This window comes from Microcoleus sp. B3-A4, from assembly GCF_036705385.1.
Lineage (GTDB): Bacteria > Cyanobacteriota > Cyanobacteriia > Cyanobacteriales > Microcoleaceae > Microcoleus.
The window spans coordinates 1-20,079 of sequence record NZ_JAUBUI010000097.1 but is presented as its reverse complement, the minus strand read 5'-3'; the positions used below and the strand labels follow the sequence as shown (position 1 = coordinate 20,079).

19 protein-coding genes are annotated in these 20,079 nt (G+C 45.8%); 10 read left to right on the top strand and 9 right to left on the bottom strand.

Annotated features, from left to right (window positions below; translation table 11 throughout):
• Positions 1-139: 139 nt before the first annotated feature.
• Entirely contained in the window at positions 140-403 is a 264-nt protein-coding gene (locus QUB33_RS25495; RefSeq protein ID WP_333356064.1) for a hypothetical protein, read from the bottom strand.
• Positions 404-970: 567 nt separating this feature from the next.
• On the opposite strand from QUB33_RS25495, the gene QUB33_RS25490 reads away from it, so the two are divergent.
• Positions 971-1,459, top strand: a complete 489-nt coding sequence (locus QUB33_RS25490) for a helix-turn-helix domain-containing protein (protein ID WP_333356061.1) — start codon at positions 971-973, stop codon at positions 1,457-1,459.
• 338 nt (positions 1,460-1,797) lie between these two features.
• Here the strand turns inward: QUB33_RS25490 and QUB33_RS25485 are convergent, their stop codons facing one another.
• Entirely contained in the window at positions 1,798-1,935 is a 138-nt protein-coding gene (locus tag QUB33_RS25485) for a hypothetical protein (protein WP_333356058.1), read from the bottom strand.
• Between the two features lie 405 nt (positions 1,936-2,340).
• Here QUB33_RS25485 and QUB33_RS25480 point away from each other — a divergent pair, with 405 nt between their 5' ends.
• Complete coding sequence (locus QUB33_RS25480; protein ID WP_333038674.1) at positions 2,341-3,279, top strand: UDP-glucuronic acid decarboxylase family protein; 939 nt, start codon at positions 2,341-2,343, stop codon at positions 3,277-3,279.
• 173 nt (positions 3,280-3,452) lie between these two features.
• On the top strand, positions 3,453-4,841 hold the full coding sequence (locus QUB33_RS25475) for a UDP-glucose/GDP-mannose dehydrogenase family protein (protein WP_333356055.1): 1,389 nt from the start codon (positions 3,453-3,455) through the stop codon (positions 4,839-4,841).
• A 105-nt stretch (positions 4,842-4,946) separates the two neighbouring features.
• On the opposite strand, the gene QUB33_RS25470 is transcribed toward QUB33_RS25475, so the two are convergent.
• Positions 4,947-5,417: a hypothetical protein gene (locus QUB33_RS25470; protein WP_333356052.1), complete on the bottom strand. Its 471-nt coding sequence runs from the start codon at positions 5,415-5,417 to the stop codon at positions 4,947-4,949.
• Positions 5,418-5,583: 166 nt separating this feature from the next.
• On the opposite strand from QUB33_RS25470, the gene QUB33_RS25465 reads away from it, so the two are divergent.
• The gene (locus tag QUB33_RS25465; RefSeq protein WP_006632503.1) at positions 5,584-5,802 is read left to right on the top strand and encodes a helix-turn-helix domain-containing protein; all 219 of its coding nucleotides are present in this window, start codon (positions 5,584-5,586) and stop codon (positions 5,800-5,802) included.
• A gap of 125 nt (positions 5,803-5,927) precedes the next feature.
• A complete protein-coding gene (gene ppk1 / locus QUB33_RS25460; RefSeq protein ID WP_333356049.1) occupies positions 5,928-8,111 on the top strand; it encodes a polyphosphate kinase 1 in 2,184 nt (727 codons plus the stop codon).
• Positions 8,112-8,430: 319 nt separating this feature from the next.
• On the opposite strand, the gene QUB33_RS25455 is transcribed toward ppk1, so the two are convergent.
• The gene (locus QUB33_RS25455) at positions 8,431-8,601 is read right to left on the bottom strand and encodes a hypothetical protein (RefSeq protein WP_333031883.1); all 171 of its coding nucleotides are present in this window, start codon (positions 8,599-8,601) and stop codon (positions 8,431-8,433) included.
• Between the two features lie 202 nt (positions 8,602-8,803).
• Positions 8,804-9,064 carry a hypothetical protein gene (locus QUB33_RS25450; RefSeq protein WP_006632500.1) on the bottom strand — a complete coding sequence of 87 codons (261 nt, stop codon included), beginning with the start codon at positions 9,062-9,064 and terminating at the stop codon, positions 8,804-8,806.
• Between the two features lie 9 nt (positions 9,065-9,073).
• Between QUB33_RS25450 and QUB33_RS25445 the strand changes: the two genes are divergently transcribed.
• The 3 genes from QUB33_RS25445 to QUB33_RS25435 all read left to right on the top strand — a co-directional run bounded on the left by QUB33_RS25445 (position 9,074) and on the right by QUB33_RS25435 (position 11,164).
• Entirely contained in the window at positions 9,074-9,220 is a 147-nt protein-coding gene (locus QUB33_RS25445) for a hypothetical protein (RefSeq protein ID WP_190657804.1), read from the top strand.
• 164 nt (positions 9,221-9,384) lie between these two features.
• The gene (locus QUB33_RS25440) at positions 9,385-9,936 is read left to right on the top strand and encodes a DUF2854 domain-containing protein (protein ID WP_333139803.1); all 552 of its coding nucleotides are present in this window, start codon (positions 9,385-9,387) and stop codon (positions 9,934-9,936) included.
• Positions 9,937-10,351: 415 nt separating this feature from the next.
• Entirely contained in the window at positions 10,352-11,164 is an 813-nt protein-coding gene (locus QUB33_RS25435) for a DUF3598 family protein (protein WP_333356045.1), read from the top strand.
• Between the two features lie 5 nt (positions 11,165-11,169).
• On the opposite strand, the gene QUB33_RS25430 is transcribed toward QUB33_RS25435, so the two are convergent.
• The 3 genes from QUB33_RS25430 to exaC form a co-directional block, all read right to left on the bottom strand.
• On the bottom strand, positions 11,170-12,006 hold the full coding sequence (locus tag QUB33_RS25430; RefSeq protein WP_333356042.1) for an SDR family oxidoreductase: 837 nt from the start codon (positions 12,004-12,006) through the stop codon (positions 11,170-11,172).
• 167 nt (positions 12,007-12,173) lie between these two features.
• Positions 12,174-12,521, bottom strand: a complete 348-nt coding sequence (locus QUB33_RS25425) for a DUF779 domain-containing protein (RefSeq protein WP_333356039.1) — start codon at positions 12,519-12,521, stop codon at positions 12,174-12,176.
• A gap of 179 nt (positions 12,522-12,700) precedes the next feature.
• Positions 12,701-14,221 (bottom strand): acetaldehyde dehydrogenase ExaC, encoded by a 1,521-nt coding sequence (gene exaC, locus QUB33_RS25420; protein ID WP_333356036.1) that lies wholly within the window; start codon positions 14,219-14,221, stop codon positions 12,701-12,703.
• A 308-nt stretch (positions 14,222-14,529) separates the two neighbouring features.
• Between exaC and QUB33_RS25415 the strand changes: the two genes are divergently transcribed.
• Both QUB33_RS25415 and QUB33_RS25410 read left to right on the top strand, forming a co-directional pair.
• Positions 14,530-15,267, top strand: coding sequence for an A/G-specific adenine glycosylase (locus QUB33_RS25415; RefSeq protein ID WP_333356033.1), 738 nt, complete (start codon positions 14,530-14,532; stop codon positions 15,265-15,267).
• Positions 15,268-16,085: 818 nt separating this feature from the next.
• Positions 16,086-17,288, top strand: a complete 1,203-nt coding sequence (locus QUB33_RS25410; RefSeq protein ID WP_333356029.1) for a phytochelatin synthase family protein — start codon at positions 16,086-16,088, stop codon at positions 17,286-17,288.
• 228 nt (positions 17,289-17,516) lie between these two features.
• Here QUB33_RS25410 and QUB33_RS25405 read toward each other — a convergent pair.
• The coding region (locus tag QUB33_RS25405; RefSeq protein ID WP_333356026.1) for a WD40 repeat domain-containing protein at positions 17,517-20,079 on the bottom strand (2,563 nt) is incomplete at its 5' end.

The following is a 20,079-nucleotide window of genomic DNA, read 5'->3' as shown; positions in this document are numbered from 1 at the left end:
GTACGGACTAAGGCACCATGCTATCCCACTGTCAAAAAACGGGTTTCTCGACGCAAAAAATCTTCAAGATTAGCTATTTAATCTTCTCCCTGTTGAGTTGTTGAGTAACAGCTTGCCGCATATTTAAAGGCAGCTACTTTTAGATGCGCTCGTTTTTTAGTCTAAACTCCAGTTTTTTATCAACCTTGCCTTTAGCTTGGGTTAAAAATGCTGTGGCTTGTGTAACTTGCTCTTGATTAATGGGTGACAAAACGATGTAAAAATGATACTTGGTTGTTGGTGGCGGAGGTTCTGGTTTTGGACAACCTGTCAGCGTTAGACAAATACCAGATAAAATTAAGCCTTGAGAAATGACTTTCTTCCCACATTTACTGAGTATTTCTGCCTTAATTCTGAATACCATCTGTAGTCCTTTATACTAAATTTTTAAGAAAGTAGAAAAATGAACTTTTTACGAGCTTCAGATTGGTTATGAATCTATTTGGCAATTACCACCAAAATTGAATTCATACCAATGACTCGATTCCATGTACTGTTTCATCCCTACTGCCTATATTGCCTACCTTCGCCTTTCACCCAGCAAAAGTCTTGCATAGCAAAGCTTTCGCCGAGCGCACTAACAAACACGAACTCCTTCCCAACAAGGCCTGTTGCAGCCTCCCACTTATATATCAGGGGCAAATCCAGAAAATTATCCAAAAACCCAGAAAATAAATTAAAAAAATTACTACCTGTGCCAGAGACTAGACTCAAAGCGAGAAATTTACCCAAGTTCAGCCTTACTCCCCTGTCCGATCGCTAACTGTAGTCAGTAATAGCTCAAAAGCCCTCCCACCAAGTTATTGACTTGTAAGTTGCACCCTTTGCGCTTTAGCCTTCACTTATCATAAGCTAGCTGAGTCTGGCAATAAACTGATATACATCAGGATTTATGTTAGAATCTCATCAGGAAATTTAGAGACACCCATCTATGGCATCCACAAACGATCGCTTCGTCGAGGCAGAAAGCCGCTGGGACTTAAAAACTCTGTACTCGGACTTGGCCGCCGTTAAGGGAAAGCCTCTCACCCCCGTAGAAAAGCTGCATCTGCGGGGGTTGCTTTGTGGCTACAGTCCCGCTGAAATCGCCGAAAAGCTGCGAAAGAATCCCAAGGGAGTTGAAACTGACCTGTGTGCCACTATTTATAAATACGTTAAAGCCTTTGTTGGTAAAGGCCTTGAAAAGATAGAAAACTGGAGAAATATTGCTGAATGGCTTGAGGATGCTGGATATAAAACTAAGCCACCCGCTAAATTACCTATTCAAGACCGTTTATCTGAAAATAGTAAAGTTAATGTAACTAATATAAGTTTTGAGAACAATCAAATAAAAATTGGTGTATACCTACAAATAACTGTACCACTACCTTCAGAATTGTCAATACAAAATCTAGACATCAACGATAACAACTCAAACTAAAATTTTGCCAATATTCAACAGATTGGTAGGGTGAAGCGACTAAAATCAGGAAGCGCGATCGCCCTTACAGACTAAAGCAACAACCCCAGCGATAACATTAATATTACTATTATGCCGAATCTTTATATTATTGGTGATCCCAACGGTTCAAGTAAAACTACAGTTTTTCGGAAATTATTACCCAATTTTTTAGAATGTTTTGAATATGTAAATGCAGATGCGAGGCCGGAATGTGCCCCTTCAATCCAGAGTCACTTACTATCCTCGCAGCACGCTTAATGATACAAAGACTGCGAACTTTATCATACTCTGGCACCGATTCCGCCTTCGAGACCACTTTAGCCGAGCGTAACTTGGCTCGATTCCTGAGAAACTGTAAAACTAAAGGCTAGACAATCAACCTGATTTACTTCTGGCTGCAATCTCCACAAATCCCAATTGAACGGGTGCAACCCTGAGTTGAAAGTGGCAGACATTCTATTCCTGAAATCGACATAATTTCTCTCATATGGCTTTACAGATAAATCGACCCTGGTTTTTTCACATAATCTCGTGAAGCGCAGTTATCCCCTAGGGCATCGCCCAACCTCCAACCGAAGTCATCAAATAACTAATCACCACTAACAAATAACAGAACTAATGTCAAGAGTGTTTTTTCGGAAATATTAAAGCTTAAATAAAAATTGCTACCCACATTTGCGAATTCTAGCACTTTGTTCAAAGTATTTGACAATGCTAAGTTAATTAAAGATTTTATAAAAGTGACGCATAAGTCTTTACATTGTCGATCGCAATTTTGTTATTCTATTAGAAAGTTTCATTCTAGCGACTGAATTTTTGTACCCCAGTCCTACCCCCTAAACAGAACGGCAGTTTCCACAATGAGAATTTTAGTCACAGGCGGTGCGGGTTTCCTCGGTTCCCACCTAATCGATCGCTTAATGGCCCAAGGACATGAGGTAGTCTGCCTGGATAATTTTTACACCGGGACTAAACGCAATATCCTCAAATGGCTGGACAACCCATACTTTGAGCTGATCCGCCACGACATCACGGAACCGATTCGGTTAGAGGTAGATCAGATTTACCATCTGGCTTGTCCCGCTTCCCCCATACACTATCAGTACAACCCTGTCAAGACAATTAAAACAAACGTCATCGGCACGATGAATATGTTGGGATTGGCCAAACGGGTAAAAGCAAGATTCTTTCTCGCTTCCACTTCCGAAGTGTACGGAGATCCTGACGTTCATCCCCAAACAGAAGATTATCGCGGCAACGTTAATTGTATCGGGATAAGATCGTGTTACGACGAAGGGAAGCGAGTAGCTGAAACCTTATCTTTTGATTACCACCGTCAAAATGGGGTAGACATTCGAGTTGTGCGAATCTTCAATACCTACGGCCCCCGGATGTTGGAAAATGACGGCAGAGTAGTGAGCAATTTTATTGCTCAAGCTTTGCGGAATCAACCGCTGACAGTATACGGCGACGGTTCCCAAACACGTAGTTTTTGCTACGTTTCTGATTTGGTGGAAGGATTTATTCGTTTGATGAATAGCGACCAAATCGGACCGATGAATTTGGGGAATCCCGGCGAATACACTATATTGGAACTGGCACAAAAAATTCAAAACACGATTAATCCAGGGGCAGAAATTATCTTTAAACCGCTGCCGGAAGACGATCCAAAACAGCGACAACCGGATATTACTCGTGCTAAAAATTGGTTGGGCTGGGAGCCGACTGTGCCGCTGGATCAAGGTTTAGAGTTGACTATAAAGGATTTTCGCGATCGCATCGAGGGAAACCAAAAGTAGAGACTGGGAGAAGGGGAGAGTGGGGGAGTGGGAGAGACTGGGAGAGTGGGCGAGGGGAAAAATCTTCCTTATTCCCAATTCCCAATTCCCAATTCCCAATTCCCAATTCCCAATTCCCAATTCCCGATTCCCAATTCCCATCTGATTTATTTACTAACTCTGAGGACATTTGTATGCATGTTTGCGTCATCGGTACAGGATACGTTGGCTTAGTCACTGGCACTTGCTTAGCCCACATCGGCCACCACGTCATTTGCGTAGACAACAACGAAGAAAAAGTTAAATTAATGAAGTCGGGACAGTCGCCTATTTTTGAACCTGGACTGTCTGAATTAATGTCCTCTGCATCTGCGTCGGGCAATCTAGAATTTACTTCGGATTTAGCCGCAGGAGTCTCTCACGGCGATATTTTGTTTATTGCCGTGGGGACGCCTCCTTTGCCTACTGGGGAAAGCGATACTCGCTACGTGGAAGCGGTTGCTCGTGGAATTGGAGCTCACCTCGACGGCGATTACAAAGTCATTGTCAATAAATCTACGGTGCCCATCGGTTCCGGGGACTGGGTGCGGAGGATTGTGCTCGACGGTTTGGCGGAACGTCAAAAAGCTCAAACCAATGATGTGGCTACGGGTGAGGAAGTAGCAGCAAAAAAAGGTGTGGTATTTGATGTGGTTAGCAACCCGGAGTTTTTGCGGGAGGGCTGTGCTGTTTTCGATACTTTTAATCCCGATCGCATTGTTCTCGGCAGCAACTCTCGGCGAGCTATGGATATGATGCTACAGTTATACCGGCCGATTGTAGATCGCAAGTTTGCAGAAAATCCGTCTTTGCCGGAGGTTCCTGTGGTGATGACTGATATCAGTTCAGCGGAGATGATTAAGTACGCAGCCAATGCTTTTTTGGCTACGAAGATTAGCTTTATTAATGAAGTGGCTAATATTTGCGATCGCGTCGGTGCAGATATTACCCAAATAGCGAAAGGTATTGGTTTAGATTCGCGGATTGGTGGCAAGTTTCTGCAAGCTGGCATTGGTTGGGGCGGTTCTTGTTTCCCGAAAGATGTCTCGGCTTTAGTTCACACTGCTGAGGATTACGGTTACGAGGCGCATTTGCTGAAAGCGGCAGTAGAAGTAAACGAACGCCAGCGGTTCATTGCTATTGAAAAGTTGCAGCAAGTTTTGAAGATTCTCAAAGGTAAAACTGTCGGACTTTTGGGTTTAACTTTCAAGCCGGATACTGACGATTTGCGGGATGCTCCCGCGCTGAATTTAATCGAGAGTTTGAATCGGTTGGGAGCGAAAGTTAAAGCTTACGATCCGATTGTTTCTCAAACTGGGATGCGTCACGGTTTGTCCGGAGTTTTGGTAGAAACCGATCCGGAAAGACTGGCTGATGGTTGCGACGCTTTGGTGTTGGTCACTGACTGGGAACAGTTTCGTAATTTAGATTACGATAAAATGGCGAAGTTGATGAATCATCCGGTGATGATTGATGGCCGCAATTTCTTAGACAAGAAGGCTTTAGAAGCGGCTGGTTTCCAATATCTGGGTATTGGAAGGTAAAGAAGAGTTTTGAGTAGAATCTCTATTTCGTAGGGTGCGCTTCGGCGCACCTTACATTTATCTTGCTGGTGGCAAACAATCGCCGGTTTACTCGCCCCGACTGATTTAAAAATTTTCCATCAATGTTTTTTCTTGAGCGTAAACATCTCGTAGCTGTTGCAGCGCTGAGGCAGAAATTACCGATTTCACTGTAGCTACTAATTTACCCCACTCAAGCAAGCTGTCCACTGAAACAGCCGTTTTGAAGTTGTACGTATAGAATTTAGTCCAAAATTCTGGTGCTTGTGTCCGTTTCCAGCGTTTGTACCATGCGACAAAATCTTGAGCACATGGCGGTTTTACTTCTAGGATTGGGGGGAAATCGGCGTAGCTGACAAATCGACTGAGGCCTTTGGCATGAACGTACACCACGTTGTGGCAGCATTCGATCCGGTATATCTGTTCGGGTGAGATGTTGAACAGGAGTGCCACTGTTTCTTCGGTGACAAATCTCGATCGCGGATTGACGATCGACGATTTGTGAATAATTCTTGATGCGCCGATCGTTGACGATCTTAACTGATTTTCTGATATCATTGTAGTTGCATCTGGTGGTGGTAGCTAAATCTATCTCTGCTAAGTGCGATCGACAGAAATAATCTGTCGGGATTAATTTTAACTGGCGATCGTCTTTAGTTTGCCGACCGGGGGCGATCGCTTTTTGATATATTATACTAAATCCAAAATTTTGTAAATAGTGAATATGAGCAAAGGCTTAGTCAGATTGCGGGTTCGAGAGTTGGCTGCCGAGAAGGGATGGACGCTCAAGGAAGTTGCGGAGCGATCGGGCGTGGGCTACAGTACCATTAGCAATTATGCCCGTTCTCAGGGGATGGCAATGGTTGACTTTGCAGCAGTCCACAAGCTGGCTCGAACTTTTGATGTGATGATTGAGGATTTCGTGGTAATCCTCGAAAAATAGTTGAAAGTTTTGCCTCAATTCAATGTTTGAGCGATCGACTAAAAGCAGATGCGAACAAATAGTTTAACCTGCGATACTAATTCACAGATGCGATCAACCGAGCCTCCCCAAGACTCCCTCAAACCATGCCCAAGCCAAAAAAGACCCCCGCCAAAACCTACACTGAAATCAACCTCAGCGATCCTCAATATTACTTCAACCGAGAACAAAGCTGGCTAGAATTCAACAACCGCGTGCTCCACGAAGCCCTCGACCCCCGCACGCCCCTCCTAGAAAGACTTAAATTTCTAGCTATTTTTAGCTCCAACCTAGACGAATATTTTATGGTGCGCGTGGGCGCTCTCAAACAACAAGTACACGCAAAAGTCAGCAAATTGACCTCCGACGGCAGCACGCCCCAACAACAGCTAGATGCCATTAACAAGCGGCTTTTGCCGATGGTTACTCAGCAGCACTCGTATTTTGAGCAGACCCTGCGGCCGAAACTAGCAGCAAGCGAAATCTACATTCTCGACTACATTGACCTCAATCAAGAACAGCGCAATTACTTGCACCGCTACTTCAAAGAACAAGTATTTCCTGTACTCACTCCCCTAGCAGTTGACCCCAGCCACCCCTTCCCCTACCTTTCCAATCTCAGCCTCAATTTAGCAGTAGTAGTCAGAGACCCCGACACGCGCGAAGAATTATTTGCCCGCGTCAAAGTACCGCAGGTTTTGCCGAGGTTTTTGCCACTACCGGGGGATTTGCAGTGGCAGCAGAGGGGCAAATCACCTGTTTGGACTGGCGTGCCCCTAGAACAGGTGATTGCCCACAATTTAGAAGCTTTGTTTCCGGGGATGGACGTTGAGGAATATCACCCGTTCCGCATTACTCGCAATTCCGATTTGACGGTGGAGGAAGATGAGGCAGAGGATTTGCTGCTGGCAATAGAACAGGAGCTCCGCAAGCGCCGGTTTGGAGGTTCTGCGGTGCGGATGGAAATTCAAGCGATTATGCCGCCTGCGCTGCGAGATATGCTGATGGAGGAGCTGGATCTCGGTGAGCAAGATGTTTACGTCGTAGAGGGGCTGCTAGGCCTCAAGGATTTGATGTCTTTTGTGGGGTTGCCGGTGCCGGAACTGAAAGACCCGCCTTGGACTCCGGTTGTGCCGCCGCGCTTGCGGAACTCGGAATCGGCAAGGATTTTAGACAAATCGAGGTTGGATGCTGAAGATGGTGAGGATATTTTCACGACCATCCGGCAGGGGGATTTGATGCTGCACCATCCCTATCACTCGTTTGCGGCGACGGTACAGCGGTTTATTACTGAGGCGGCGAACGATCGCTCCGTGTTAGCGATTAAGATGACTTTATACCGCACTTCTGGAGATTCGCCGATCGTCAGCGCCTTAATTCAAGCAGCGGAAAACGGCAAGCAGGTAGCCGTTTTAGTAGAGCTCAAAGCTAGGTTTGACGAAGAAAATAATATTAATTGGGCTCGCAAGTTAGAACAAGCTGGAGTCCACGTAGTTTACGGTTTGGTGGGACTCAAAACTCACACCAAGATTGTGATGGTAGTGCGTCGCGAGGACAGCTACATCCGCCGCTACGTCCACATCGGCACCGGCAATTACAATCCCAAAACAGCCGGACTGTATACCGATGTGGGTTTGTTGAGTTGTCGCGAGGATTTGGGATCGGATTTGGCGGATTTGTTTAATTATTTGACTGGTTATTCGCGGCAGCTATCTTATCGCAAATTATTGGTGGCACCTGTCAATATGCGCGATCGATTTTTAGCTTTAATCCGCCGCGAAGCCGAATTCTGTCGCTTGCAGGCCGAAGGCAGCACCGGTAGCTGCGGCCGCATTGTCGCTAAAATGAACGCTTTAGTTGACCCTCAAATCATTGTTGCTTTGTATGAAGCTTCGCAAGCGGGAGTTAAAATTGATTTGATTATTCGGGGGATTTGCTGTTTGCGTCCCGGCGTTGAAGGTGTTAGCGAAAATATCCGAGTTATCAGTATTATCGGCCGCTTTTTAGAGCATTCTCGGATGTTTTATTTTTTCAACGGTGGCGACGAAGAGGTGTATATTGGTTCTGCTGATTGGATGCAGCGCAATCTCACAAGACGGGTTGAGGCCATAGTTCAAGTGGAAGACCCGACAATTGCCAAGGAATTGCAAGAAATTTTGGGTGTAATGCTGGCTGACAACCGCCAAGCTTGGGATTTGCAGTCTGGGGGGCACTACTCTCAGCGACGGCCACCTGCTAATTGCCCGGAAGTGAGCTCTCAGCAAATTTTGATGGATATGGTGATGAATTAGTCAGTAGTCAGCAGTCAAATTTGCAGTTAGCAGTTGTCCGTTCTTGTTAGCTATTAAGCTGTAAGACATTTAATTTTCACTTTGAGAGCGGGTTCTGGGACTACCGCACAATATTTTTAGTAAACACAACTATAGCAATCCTTGCAGGATTTGTGGGATGGGCTTCTAGCCCGTTCCTCCCAGTTGTGGGATGGGCTTCTCGCCCGTCCCGACTAGAAACCCAAACCACGTTTATAACTGACAAAAGGATTGCTATGTGTAAATTAAATGCGCGGCCGGTTAGCCGACTACTGACTAATGACTACTGACTAATGACTACTTAACTGTTAAAAGTACGCTTAAATTCTTCTAAGAGATCGTCAATTTCTTCGATCGCCTGACTTACATCTATTCTCAGGGCTCCCAAATCCGATCGATCTAACAGCCGCACGAGGGATTCCCGCTTGACCTCTATCTCTGCTACGCGCTCTTTGATTGTTTGTGCATCCATGGTTTTTTGCCTTTGCTACTATTAACAAAAATATTTGACATTCCCCCCTGCGAACAGACGGAGATTCTTAATTCACCGACATACCTTTTTGGGCAAATCCTTCACTATTTTTATATGAGAAGTGATGAACCTGCTCAGGGTTTTTGAGTCTGTGTTATAGTTTGATTGTACATCAAAACCTCAGCCAAACTCCAGCCATATTTTAGCGTAAAAAAGGCGGACGTTTGGTATCTGCAGGTTTATTTTTCATCATTCCCGCTAAAAATCGCTTCAGGGCTTTCTCCCGGTTTTTCATAAAAGCAGCCCAAAATCCCGGTTGATATTCATCCATCGTCTTGGCTAGGGCCCAGACATCGATCGCTAAGATATTATAAAGCCTTTCATCTTCGCGTTTGAGCGAGTTAATCTGCTCCAAAACCGCCTTGTTTGCTCCAGCAGTTTGTTTGTCTTCGTCTTTAATCATGTCCGAAAAATGGTTGAAAGGGCAAGAGTGTCGATCGCGATCGCCACTCTGTATACTTTGATGATACTGCCGATCTCGATTGCCTTCTGGAACCAACGCCGCGCAATTAACACGGATATTTACCGATGGCGTGCCCGGGCGAGTCCGGCAGGATAAGCTTCTGAACCTAGAGACAAGACTGTGGATGCACACCGCTCCCGCGCTCATAGATGCTAGCAGTTTTTGCAGGTCTTTTGGCAAAAAAACTAAATTTATTCAAGACTTTTTGACAGATAATAATTAAAGTATATTATTTCTGTCCGACTACTTACCTCACTAATATGTTACGCAAAATTTCTTTAGCAAACCTAGCCTTAGTTGTTGGCGGTATTATAGCAGCAGTCGGTTTCGGAGCCTACTTCACAGACAGACCTACCCTGAACCTAGCCGGTTTTTTTTATGGAATTCCGCTGTTGCTGGGAGGTTTGGCCTTGAAAGCGGCCGAACTCGAACCAGTGGATTTCACCGAACCTACCTCTGCTGAAGTTCTCCTGCTGCGAGAAAGTCAGGCCACAGATACTCAAAACCAAGTCCGCAAAGATGTCACTCGATTTCGCTACGGCCAACAAGCGCACTTAGATGATGCTTTGGAGCGCCTGGGCCTGGCCCCAACAGACGAGGAACGGCCCCTCCTGCAAGGGTTGCGGGAAGTTGATGTTGATGGTGCTTATGGGTTAATTCTAGAGTTTTATTCGCCGCTAATGCCGATCGAAGTCTGGGAAGAAAAGCAAGACAAAATAGCTACTTTTTTTGGGCCAGGTTTGCGCGCACAAGTGAGCCAAAAGGCTGGTGACAAAATTGAAGTGGCTCTCATTAAAAATACTCAAGCTTAAAGTAGTCTTAAGTTTTGAGTGCGTGAATTTTGAAGTCATCAATTAAACATTAATCTTGCATCAGCTTAGATACTGATTTTAGCGACAGCTTGAAACCTGTCGCTATCAACATAAACTAAATCCGCAATTGGGCGATCGCCACAATTAGATTTTCCTTAATTACAATAGTATTTGAGAACCGAGCGGCAATCTTACATCAAGAGAAGCACAAATGGTTTCGTCCGACAGTAGGATCGGTATTATGGGCGCCAGATCATCAGGGTTTGTCAGTTGCAGTTAAACAGGCGTCGAAGTGGATGATAGCAGTCTCAGTTGCAAATAATCCTGGCTCAGTCTTGAGTAGGATAAATGAGCAGGTTAAATCCGCCAAACTAAATTATTGACAACAATCTATAGGGAAAACAGGGATACGCCTATGTCAGAGAACAGAGTGTCCATCACCGCCAAAGTACCTTTAACTGCTCAACAGCAGTGGGAAACTTTCATTGCCGATCACTGCGGACGTTGGCAAGGGCTATTGGTTAGATATGATGCCGCAGGGCAGGTTCTCGATATTCTGGATTCTGTACGGAGTTTCATTCCTTCTGACGATCGACAAACTGTCACCCATTCCCTCGACTTCAGGAGTCGGATGACAGAAACAGTAACGCAGAAACAATGGGTTTTGAGCTTGGGTAATCCGCTGATTATCCATCCAGTCGATCCAGAGGCTTATCTGCTTTTTAATCCCCATTCTTCTGACACAATGGTTGGGCACGATCGAACGGGTTCAAGATTCTATTTTGAGCCTTACCTCCTGGCATCAGGAAAAAGAACAAGTGTGGTGGTGATGTACTACAAAGACGCCGCCAATATCTCTCAGCCTTACCTGTTTTCATTGTTTAGAGAGATTAAGGAAGAGGCAGCGGAACCTTGGTGGTCTGAACAAACTCACTGTAGGATCGATCGAGTAAACGGCCTCAAACTTCCTGCTCAAACGACAGGCGGGACGTATGTTTCATTAGATGAGATGGCTCAACTGCCAGTTCCTCCTCAACCCAGTGAAATACAAGGCGATTTTCTACAAATCCAATTTCCAGATGGAATAGAGGTTGTTCTTTCTAGCGATCGATTCAACACTCCCTATTATGCCTCCATGAGTTGGACCCCAGATACCAATGATACACAGCGAAGCTGTACTTTAATCTACGAACAACCGGAACAAAAGCCTGATGTATTCGCCATTTAACAGGCTCAAATTTCCACTTCTGGATGAATGATCTGGTATCCTTCTGCTTTGAGCTTCTGATTCGATATGCGTCGATTATTCGATCGCTGTGGGGCCTCTGACCCATCCCATTCTACTTCAGGTAACTCGTAGCGATCGCACACTTGTTTAAACAACTCACGAGCAGTAATTGGAACATCATTCACTAGGTTATAAACTCCTTGTAATTGACGAGCGAGCGCAAACTCACTTGCTGATACAATGTCGTCGAGATGAATCCAGTTCGTGAAGTGATTGCCTGTGCCTGGGCGAGTTGTGCCTGCAACCTTACTTAACCGTTTCTTGAACTCGCGATCGGGTCCATAAATGGCTCCAAGGCGAAAGATACATACTTTCAAGTCTTGGCTGGATGCTGACAGCAAAACTTGCTCTGTCTCATGTAAAATCTCTCCATGTCTGTTAGCTGGTGCCACAGGTGAAAGTTCACTCACCCAGGCTCCATTACTATTGCCATACACCGCACCACTACTGGTATATATAAGTTGTTTTATGTTGGGAAAATGCTTCAAGGTCAGAACAAGGTTGTTGGCCGTATGCAGGTATGTCTCCTCGTACATATCGGAATCTACTTGGTGGTTTGCTGTAGGAGCGAGACTCAGGAAGACCACTTCTTGATTTTGCAGGATCGTCTGTAATGTCTCTTCATCGCAGCGCTTCAGGACGATCGCCTGGTTGGCAACTTTCTGTAATTCCCCAATCCGGTCTTGCGTTGTCGTCGTTGCAGTAATTACGTGACCCAGGTTCCGCCAATGCTGGGCAACGGCACTTCCAACATAGCCACAACCAATAATTATAGCGTTCATCTGTTTTTTCAACTTCTGAAATAGAAGGCTCTAGATTGTATCCAAGATAATAATATATCCAAGTTACAAAACTTTACGCACTGTCTGGTGCCTATTGGATTTGCATTCTGGGGATTTCATGCTGCTTTTTCTCCATATCATCCCTCTCTTATGCAACGCCAACAGAGTTAATCAGCCTTAACAAACAAGCGAGAACGAGTAATAAAACGCTCACCATCCGGCCCTTCCAGGGAAAAATCGCTGCCTCCGGGCCCCGATGCCACGTCTATAATTAACTGCGTGTGCTGCCAATATTTGTATTGCTGCGCTGCAATATAAAAGGGACAACCGCCTATTTCGCCTAGCAATACGTCACCATCACCGATTATCAATTCGCCATCGGGAAAGCACATGGGGGAACTACCGTCGCAGCAGCCGCCGGATTGGTGAAACATCAATTCTCCGTGTTGAGTTTTGAGATGGTTAATTAATTTTAAAGCGGCTTCTGTTGCGGTGACTTTTGCGATAGTTTCCATTTTATAATAAGAAAGATGGGAGATGGAAGATGGAAGCTCGACATCTGCGTGAATCCGCGTCAATCCCTTGTCATCTGCGGTTACAAAATTCTCTTTTTTTAACCGCAGATGAGGGCAGATAAACACAGATTAACGCAGATGAATTATATCAATTCCAGTTGTACGGGATTTGATATGACTTAGAAGAAACCTAATGCTTTGGGGCTGTAGCTGATTAACAAATTCTTAGTTTGCTGGTAGTGATCTAACATCATTTTGTGATTTTCGCGCCCGATTCCAGATGATTTGTAGCCGCCGAATGCTGCGTGGGCAGGATAGAGGTGATAGCAGTTTGTCCACACGCGACCGGCTTGAACGGCGCGACCCATGCGGTAGGCGGTGTTGATGTCGCGAGTCCAAACTCCTGCACCTAAACCGTAGAGAGTATCGTTGGCAATTTCTAATGCTTCGGCTTCGTCTTTGAAGGTGGTGACTGCTAATACTGGGCCGAAGATTTCTTCTTGGAAAATTCGCATTTTGTTGTTTCCTTTGAAGACTGTTGGCTGGAAATAATACCCGTCTTGCAAGTCGCCGGGTAAGATGTTTCTTTCGCCACCAATCAGGCATTCTGCGCCTTCGGCGTGACCGATTTTGACGTATTCGGCGATTTTTTCCATCTGGTTGATGGAGACTTGGGCGCCGAGGGCGGTTGTCGGATCTAATGGGTTGTCTTGTTTGATTTGGCGGATGCGTTCGATCGCCCTTTCCATGAATCGATCGTAGATTGACTCCTGAATTAAGGCGCGGGAGGGACAGGTGCACACTTCGCCTTGATTGAACGCAAACATGACTAATCCTTCGACTGCTTTGTCGAGGAATTCATCATCTTGGGCGCAGATATCTTCAAAGAATATGTTGGGGGATTTGCCGCCTAGTTCGAGGGTGACGGGGATGACGTTTTGGGAGGCGTATTGCATGATTAGCCTGCCGGTGGTGGTTTCGCCCGTGAAGGCGACTTTGGCAATCCGGGGGCTGGTGGCGAGGGTTTTGCCGATTTCGGCGCCTGGCCCGTTTATGACGTTGATTGCGCCGTCTGGTACTAAGTCGGCGATGATTTCCATCAGTACCAAGATTGAGGCGGGGGTGGGACCTGCTGGTTTGAGGACGACGCAGTTTCCGGCGGCGAGGGCTGGGGCGAGTTTCCAGGCGGCCATTAATATCGGGAAGTTCCAGGGGATGATTTGTCCGATGACGCCTAGGGGTTCGTGGAAGTGGTAGGCGACGGTGGTTTCGTCGAGTTCGCCGATCGACCCTTCTTGAGTTCGGATGCAGCTTGCGAAGTAGCGGAAATGGTCGATCGCCAGCGGTATGTCTGCGAGGCGGGTTTCGCGAATTGGTTTACCGTTTTCCCAGGTTTCGGCGATGGCGAGGCGATCGAGGTTTTCTTCGATTCGATCGGCTATTTTGTTTAAAACCCGCGCCCTATCGGCTGGGGAAGTCTTACCCCACTTGTCTTTCGCAGCGTGGGCGGCATCCAGTGCCAATTCTACATCTTCGGCGCTCGATCGGGGGACTTGACAAATTGATTTTCCTGTTATTGGAGAAAGGTTTTCCGAGTATTTCCCTTTCACTGGTGGCACCCACTTGCCGCCGATAAAGTTGTCGTAGCGAGTTTTAAAAATCGACTGACTGCCGGACTGAACTGGTGCTGCTACTACCATTTTTTTACCTAATTAAATTTTATTTTCGCGGACGTTTGAAATCTCTTGAACATAAACTATCGTCTATTCTCTGGCACTTGTGTTCTTTAATATACAAAATTTTACATTTTTCAAATATTTGAAATCAAGGTTGTTTCTAGGTTTCGGGGTCTAGCGGGTAGTTAATAAGATTTTTTTGATTAACCGCAGAGTACGCAGAGTACGCAGAGGAAGAGAAGAAGGAGAGCATAAAAAGATAGTTTTACAAATTATTTAAATCTGCTAATATAGAGATATAAACTTGGCAAGTTATCAAAAGTACCAATCAAATGCCTGCCTTAAATACCGTTGTTTTTTCTTCCGATATTGAGCCTGGCTCAAAGCATTTAGAAGCTGCTAAAATCCGGTGGTTTCAACGCCGGCTGAAAGCTTGGGCCCGGCAGAATTTCCGTGATTTTCCTTGGCGGCGTACCTGCGACCCCTACGCGATTTTGGTGGCGGAGTTGTTGCTGCAAAAGACTACTGCCGCTACAGTGGCTCCGATTTATCAAGAATTTGTCGATCGATATCCGACTCTCTCGGATTTAGCGGCCGCGCCTGCTGCGGAAGTTGCTAGTTTGTTGCAGCCTTTGGGTCTTTTTTTTCGGGCGCAAAAGCTGCGGGAATCGGTGCTGGTTATCTTAGAAAATTATCAGGGAAATGTTCCCCGCACGGAAGCTCAGTTGCTGGAACTTCCCGGAGTTGGGAAGTACATTGCGCGATCGGTTTGCGCTAATGCTTTCGGACAGCCAAAAGCGGTGCTCGATACGAATGTTGCTCGGATTTTGCAGCGTTTTTTTGGGATTGACGGCGGTAAGGTAAAATCGCGATCGCCCGAACTTTGGGAAGCCGCAGAACGAGTCGCTCCCAAACAGCAAGTCGGGTTGTGGAATTTAGGACTGCTGGACTTCGGGGCGGCAGTTTGCACCGCAAGAAACCCCCGCTGCGGCGAGTGTCCGCTGCAACAGCAGTGCGAGTACAAAATTAGCAGCGAAGTCAATTCTAGGCTCATTCCCGAACTCAGTTGACAAATTTTGTGCAGTTATTGTAGGGGCGGTTCAAAACATTTTATCACTCTAACTAACAATCTCAAAAACCCGCCCCCACCCAACGGTAAATACTATCAATTAACTGTGCAACAGCGGAAGTTATATCCGAAATATAGTACCTTTACCAAGTTGCTAAACAACTTTAACTCTCCTTTTTGCGACTCTACAATTATCCGAGATCAGAGAGTAATTTTAACACAATTGCTAGTTCTGCAAACTAACAAGGGAGCAGAAAGGGGCGCTGTGAGATATTTACTAATTCCCGTGTCGTTATCAGCCACCTCAATATAAATCCCCTGAGCATCGATCCCTCAGTGCCAATCCAAATCATCGGTTGAAATTTGATTGATGGCAACTCTTACAACTGTTGAGCCGACTCTTCTAAAACATCGATTGCGTGATTGAGGATATTCAGAAAAGCTTGATTTATCTGAAATGTTGCACCATTTTCAAGAAGCTTTTTATGAACAGGCTTTCCGGCCTGTTCCACAAAGAGTGAATTTTATTGTGGAACAGGCCGGAAAGCCTGTTAGTGAGAAGGGTCCAAAATGTGAGATTAAGCCGAGCTGCATACCGCTCAATCTGTGGCAAATTTCCGATTTTTTTCATCAGCTTTATGTCTAGCCGTCCCTCGCAAATGGTCACGTTTTTTTAATTTGCACCCAGAAAGTCAAATCTTCGCAGCGTTTTATTGCTATACTTGAAAAAAATAGTAAATAAGTGCATTCATCATTATCAATGTGACGATATTGCATAATATTTATTAGCACCATAAGCAATCAGGGTTAAAACACTCAATGTCTGCTCAAGGGTTTTATCGTCGTTCACTCCCCGATTCGGCTATTGCCTTTTCCTCCGTAGAGGGAAAGCAAATATTTCGAGAAGCGTTGGCCTTGGGAGGTATGGAAGGGTATTTTGCTCTAGCGGAACAGTTTCACACTCAAGCAGAACCCGCTTTTTGTGGATTGGGTAGTTTAGTTGTTGTTCTTAATGCCTTATCCATCGATCCGGGTCGCATTTGGAAAGGGGTGTGGAGATGGTATGGAGAGGAATTTTTAGACTGTTGCTTACCTCTTTCAGTCATTAAAGAAAACGGTATCACCTTTGATGAGTTTGTCTGTATCGCACGTTGCAACGGTGCTGTTGTAAAACCTAACCGTTACCACCAAAGCAGCTTGGAAAACTTTCGGCAAGCAGTTGAGGAGGTGACTAGGGCGTCAGGTGATATTCATCTAGTTGTTTCCTACAGCCGAAAGGTGTTGGGACAAACCGGTGATGGTCACTTTTCACCCATTGGTGGTTATCATCCACAGCGGGATCTCGTTCTTCTGCTGGATGTTGCCCGTTTCAAATATCCACCTCACTGGGTTTCTCTGCCTTTGTTATGGCAAGCATTTGAACCTGTCGATCCCGTCACTAATCAATGTCGAGGTTATATTTTATTGCAGAAGAGTGAAAGGTTGCCAGAAACCTTCTTTCATGTTGCTTGTGATTTACATCAGTGGCGTAGTATTGCTACTTACTTTGCAGAAATACTCCCAGACATTGTGAGAAAAGAGCAACCTGATTCAATTGCTTCAGTTGTCAGTACCATCCTGCACCATTGGCCTGTTGAATTCACAACTATGGTGCATACCTCGTCAGAGACGGCAGAGACACTTGAGAAATTATGGGCAGCTATTCAGTTAAATTCACTGTTTGATATTGTTCACCAATGCTTGTCAAGCGATGACAGGGATGCAATGTCTGTTGTAGGGAAGTGGTCGCAACAGCCATTCGTAGCAGAGATAATAACAGCAATATTACTGTCGTGCCCCGAAACGCTCTATGCAACTCTCAAACCCGAGTTACGACTGTGGTTTAGTGAGGTGCGCCACCTGGAGAAACTACTCCCTCCCTGGGATGTAGAGATATCTAGATTGAGAGAACAAATGTCAGCACTCCAGGAGCTTTACACTTTATATTCAAAGGGACATCAGTGTAATATCCCTCAGAGTTAGCACCTACCGCCTTTTGAACTCCCCAAACCTCGATTAACTACAAAAGTGAAAATTAAATAGCAAGATTTAATAATCCGATGCTGGTGCCGGTTGTGGAGGAAGATTCGCCGCAGCGAAATATTAGGGTTGTGACTGATGCGAGCGAGGAATGGACGACGGAAAAACTGGAAGTTGTGGTAAAAAAATGTAGTGCGAACATCTGGCGGGTTGGCTGTTTTTGCCTAAATCCTATTTAATTGACGGTTGGTTGAGGTAATCAGCACACATCTGTTTATCCTCTTCTGTTGCTTTCGGATTGGTTCTGAGATAATCGCCGATCCAATTGCAACCTAATGCCATTAGTTTATCGAAATCCCAAACCCACAGTTTGATGGTTTTGTCACCGCTAGCGGAAGCCAAAGTTTTGCCATCGGGACTAAAGGCGACGCTATAGACCGGATGCCTATGCCCGGTGAGGGTAGCAATGGGTTTTTGGCTTTCGAGGTGCCACAGTTTGATGGTGTTGTCACTGATTGCAGAAGCCAAAGTCAACCCATCGGGACTAAAGGCGACACTCAAGACCGAATTGCTATGCCCGGTGAGGGTAGCAATGGGTTTTTGGCTTTCGAGGTGCCACAGTTTGATGGTGTAGTCACTGCTTGCAGAAGCCAAAGTCAACCCATCGGGACTAAAAACAACGCTATAGACCGGATTGCTATGCCCGCTGAGGGTAGCGATGGGTTTTTGGCTTTCGAGGTTCCAAAGTTTGATGGTCTTGTCGCTGCTTGCAGAAGCCAAAGTCAAGCCATCTGGACTAAAGGCGATGCTCCACACCGAATCGCTGTGCCCGGTGAGGGTAGCGATGGGTTTTTGGGTTTCCACGTTCCACAGTTTGATGGTCTTGTCGCTGCTTGCAGAAGCCAAAGTCAAGCCATCTGGACTAAAGGCGACGCTCAAGACCGGCTTGCTATGCCCGGTGAAGGTAGCGATGGGTTTTTGGCTTTCGAGGTTCCATAGTTTGAGGGTGTGGTCACTGCTTGCAGAAGCCAAAGTTTTTCCATCTGGACTAAAGGCGACGCTCAAGATCGAATTGCTATGCCCGGTGAGGGTAGCGATGGATTTTTGGCTTTCGAGGTTCCACAGTTTGATGGTGTGGTTACTGCTTGCAGAAGCCAAAGTCAAGCCATCTGGACTAAAGACGACGCTCAAGACCGGATTGCTATGCCCGGTGAGGGTAGCGATGGATTTTTGGCTTTCGAGGTTCCATAGTTTGATGGTGTTGTCAAAGCTTGCAGAAGCCAATATCTTTCCATCTGGACTAAAAGCGACGCTATAGACCGGATTGCTATGCCCGGTCAGGGTAGTTATCGGTTTTTGGCTTTCGAGGTTCCACAGTTTGATGGTGTTGTCAAAGCTTGCAGAAGCCAATGTCTTGCCATCTGGACTAAAGGCGACGCTATAAACCGAACTGCTATGCTCGGTGAGGGTAGCGATGGGTTTTTGGCTTTCGAGGTTCCACAGTTTGATGGTGTTGTCGTTACTTGCAGAAGCCAATGTCTTGCCATCTGGACTAAAGGCGACGCTTCTGACCGGAGTGAGATGCTCGGTGAGGGTAGCGATCGGTTTTTGGCTTTCGAGGTTCCACAGTGTGATGGTATTGTCACTTGCAGAAGCCAAAGTCAAGCCATCTGGACTAAAGGCGACACTATTGACGGGAGTGCGATGCTCGGTGAGGGTAGCGATGGGTTTTTGGCTTTCGAGGTTCCACAGTGTGATGGTGTTGTCACTGCTTGCAGAAGCCAATGTCTTTCCATCTGGACTAAAGGCGACGCTATAAACCGAATTGCTATGTCCGGTAAGCGTACCCATGGATTTTTGTGTTTCCACGTTCCACAGTTTGATGGTGTTATCCTCGCTTCCAGAAGCCAAAGTCAAGCCATCTGGACTAAAGACGACGCTATAGACCAAATTGCTATGTCCGGTGAGGGTAGCGATGGGTTTTTGGGTTTCCACGTTCCACAGTTTGATGGTGTGGTCACTGCTTGCAGAAGCCAAAGTTTTTCCATCTGGACTAAAGGCGACGCTTCTGACAGAATTGCTATGCCCTTCCAAACTATTGCGCTCTTTTACTGCGGACGCTGCTTGTTGCAGCGCAGCTATCACTCGTCCTCTAATATGTTGTGTCGTCTCGGCTGAAGAATCTAGTTGTTTGAATGCTTGCCCTGCCTTTAATGCTTCCAACAGTGCTTGGAATGTCTGTCCTGAACGAAATGATTCATTAGAAAAAGCCGTTTCCTGGATGACATTTGCTAAATTCTGGGCTTGAGTGACTTTATAGGTGGCTAATTGCTCTGCTTTAATTAGCGTCTGATTCGCTTGAGTCAAAATTTTATTCGCTTGTCTCTGTGCTTCTAACTCTCGTTCAACTTGCCGTTGTTGTAATTCCCGACTGGCATTTAAAAACTGATAATCCAAATCGCTCAAACTTTTATCTGCTGCCCAATTGTGAGCATCGTGCAAGGCTTGACCCCGCAACAATCGCGATTCATCTTGGCAATCAGACTCTATCCAAGCTTTAAAACTTTCGCTATAAGGGCGGAGATTCGCTAATTGTTTTTCCACCCAATCTAGGTTGAAAACCGATTGATAAATCCGGTTATAAACTTTAAGTTTGCCAGACTGCTTAACCACCAATCCAGTTAATCGTAGTTCCATTTGTTCGGGACTATCATCAGTCGCTATCTCCTTGTGCTGCAAAATTTGCTGATATAGTCCCAATAACCTACTTGCCCGTTGTTCGCTCCGTAAAATG

What these genes read in the sequence shown, in the direction of transcription:
- QUB33_RS25495 (WP_333356064.1), bottom strand. Translation starts at nt 403, where the DNA reads ATGGTATTCAGAATTAAGGCAGAAATACTCAGTAAATGTGGGAAGAAA.
- QUB33_RS25490 (WP_333356061.1), top strand. Translation starts at nt 971, where the DNA reads ATGGCATCCACAAACGATCGCTTCGTCGAGGCAGAAAGCCGCTGGGAC.
- QUB33_RS25485 (WP_333356058.1), bottom strand. Translation starts at nt 1,935, where the DNA reads ATGTCTGCCACTTTCAACTCAGGGTTGCACCCGTTCAATTGGGATTTG.
- QUB33_RS25480 (WP_333038674.1), top strand. Translation starts at nt 2,341, where the DNA reads ATGAGAATTTTAGTCACAGGCGGTGCGGGTTTCCTCGGTTCCCACCTA.
- QUB33_RS25475 (WP_333356055.1), top strand. Translation starts at nt 3,453, where the DNA reads ATGCATGTTTGCGTCATCGGTACAGGATACGTTGGCTTAGTCACTGGC.
- QUB33_RS25470 (WP_333356052.1), bottom strand. Translation starts at nt 5,417, where the DNA reads ATGATATCAGAAAATCAGTTAAGATCGTCAACGATCGGCGCATCAAGA.
- QUB33_RS25465 (WP_006632503.1), top strand. Translation starts at nt 5,584, where the DNA reads ATGAGCAAAGGCTTAGTCAGATTGCGGGTTCGAGAGTTGGCTGCCGAG.
- ppk1 (WP_333356049.1), top strand. Translation starts at nt 5,928, where the DNA reads ATGCCCAAGCCAAAAAAGACCCCCGCCAAAACCTACACTGAAATCAAC.
- QUB33_RS25455 (WP_333031883.1), bottom strand. Translation starts at nt 8,601, where the DNA reads ATGGATGCACAAACAATCAAAGAGCGCGTAGCAGAGATAGAGGTCAAG.
- QUB33_RS25450 (WP_006632500.1), bottom strand. Translation starts at nt 9,064, where the DNA reads ATGATTAAAGACGAAGACAAACAAACTGCTGGAGCAAACAAGGCGGTT.
- QUB33_RS25445 (WP_190657804.1), top strand. Translation starts at nt 9,074, where the DNA reads ATGGTTGAAAGGGCAAGAGTGTCGATCGCGATCGCCACTCTGTATACT.
- QUB33_RS25440 (WP_333139803.1), top strand. Translation starts at nt 9,385, where the DNA reads ATGTTACGCAAAATTTCTTTAGCAAACCTAGCCTTAGTTGTTGGCGGT.
- QUB33_RS25435 (WP_333356045.1), top strand. Translation starts at nt 10,352, where the DNA reads ATGTCAGAGAACAGAGTGTCCATCACCGCCAAAGTACCTTTAACTGCT.
- QUB33_RS25430 (WP_333356042.1), bottom strand. Translation starts at nt 12,006, where the DNA reads ATGAACGCTATAATTATTGGTTGTGGCTATGTTGGAAGTGCCGTTGCC.
- QUB33_RS25425 (WP_333356039.1), bottom strand. Translation starts at nt 12,521, where the DNA reads ATGGAAACTATCGCAAAAGTCACCGCAACAGAAGCCGCTTTAAAATTA.
- exaC (WP_333356036.1), bottom strand. Translation starts at nt 14,221, where the DNA reads ATGGTAGTAGCAGCACCAGTTCAGTCCGGCAGTCAGTCGATTTTTAAA.
- QUB33_RS25415 (WP_333356033.1), top strand. Translation starts at nt 14,530, where the DNA reads ATGCCTGCCTTAAATACCGTTGTTTTTTCTTCCGATATTGAGCCTGGC.
- QUB33_RS25410 (WP_333356029.1), top strand. Translation starts at nt 16,086, where the DNA reads ATGTCTGCTCAAGGGTTTTATCGTCGTTCACTCCCCGATTCGGCTATT.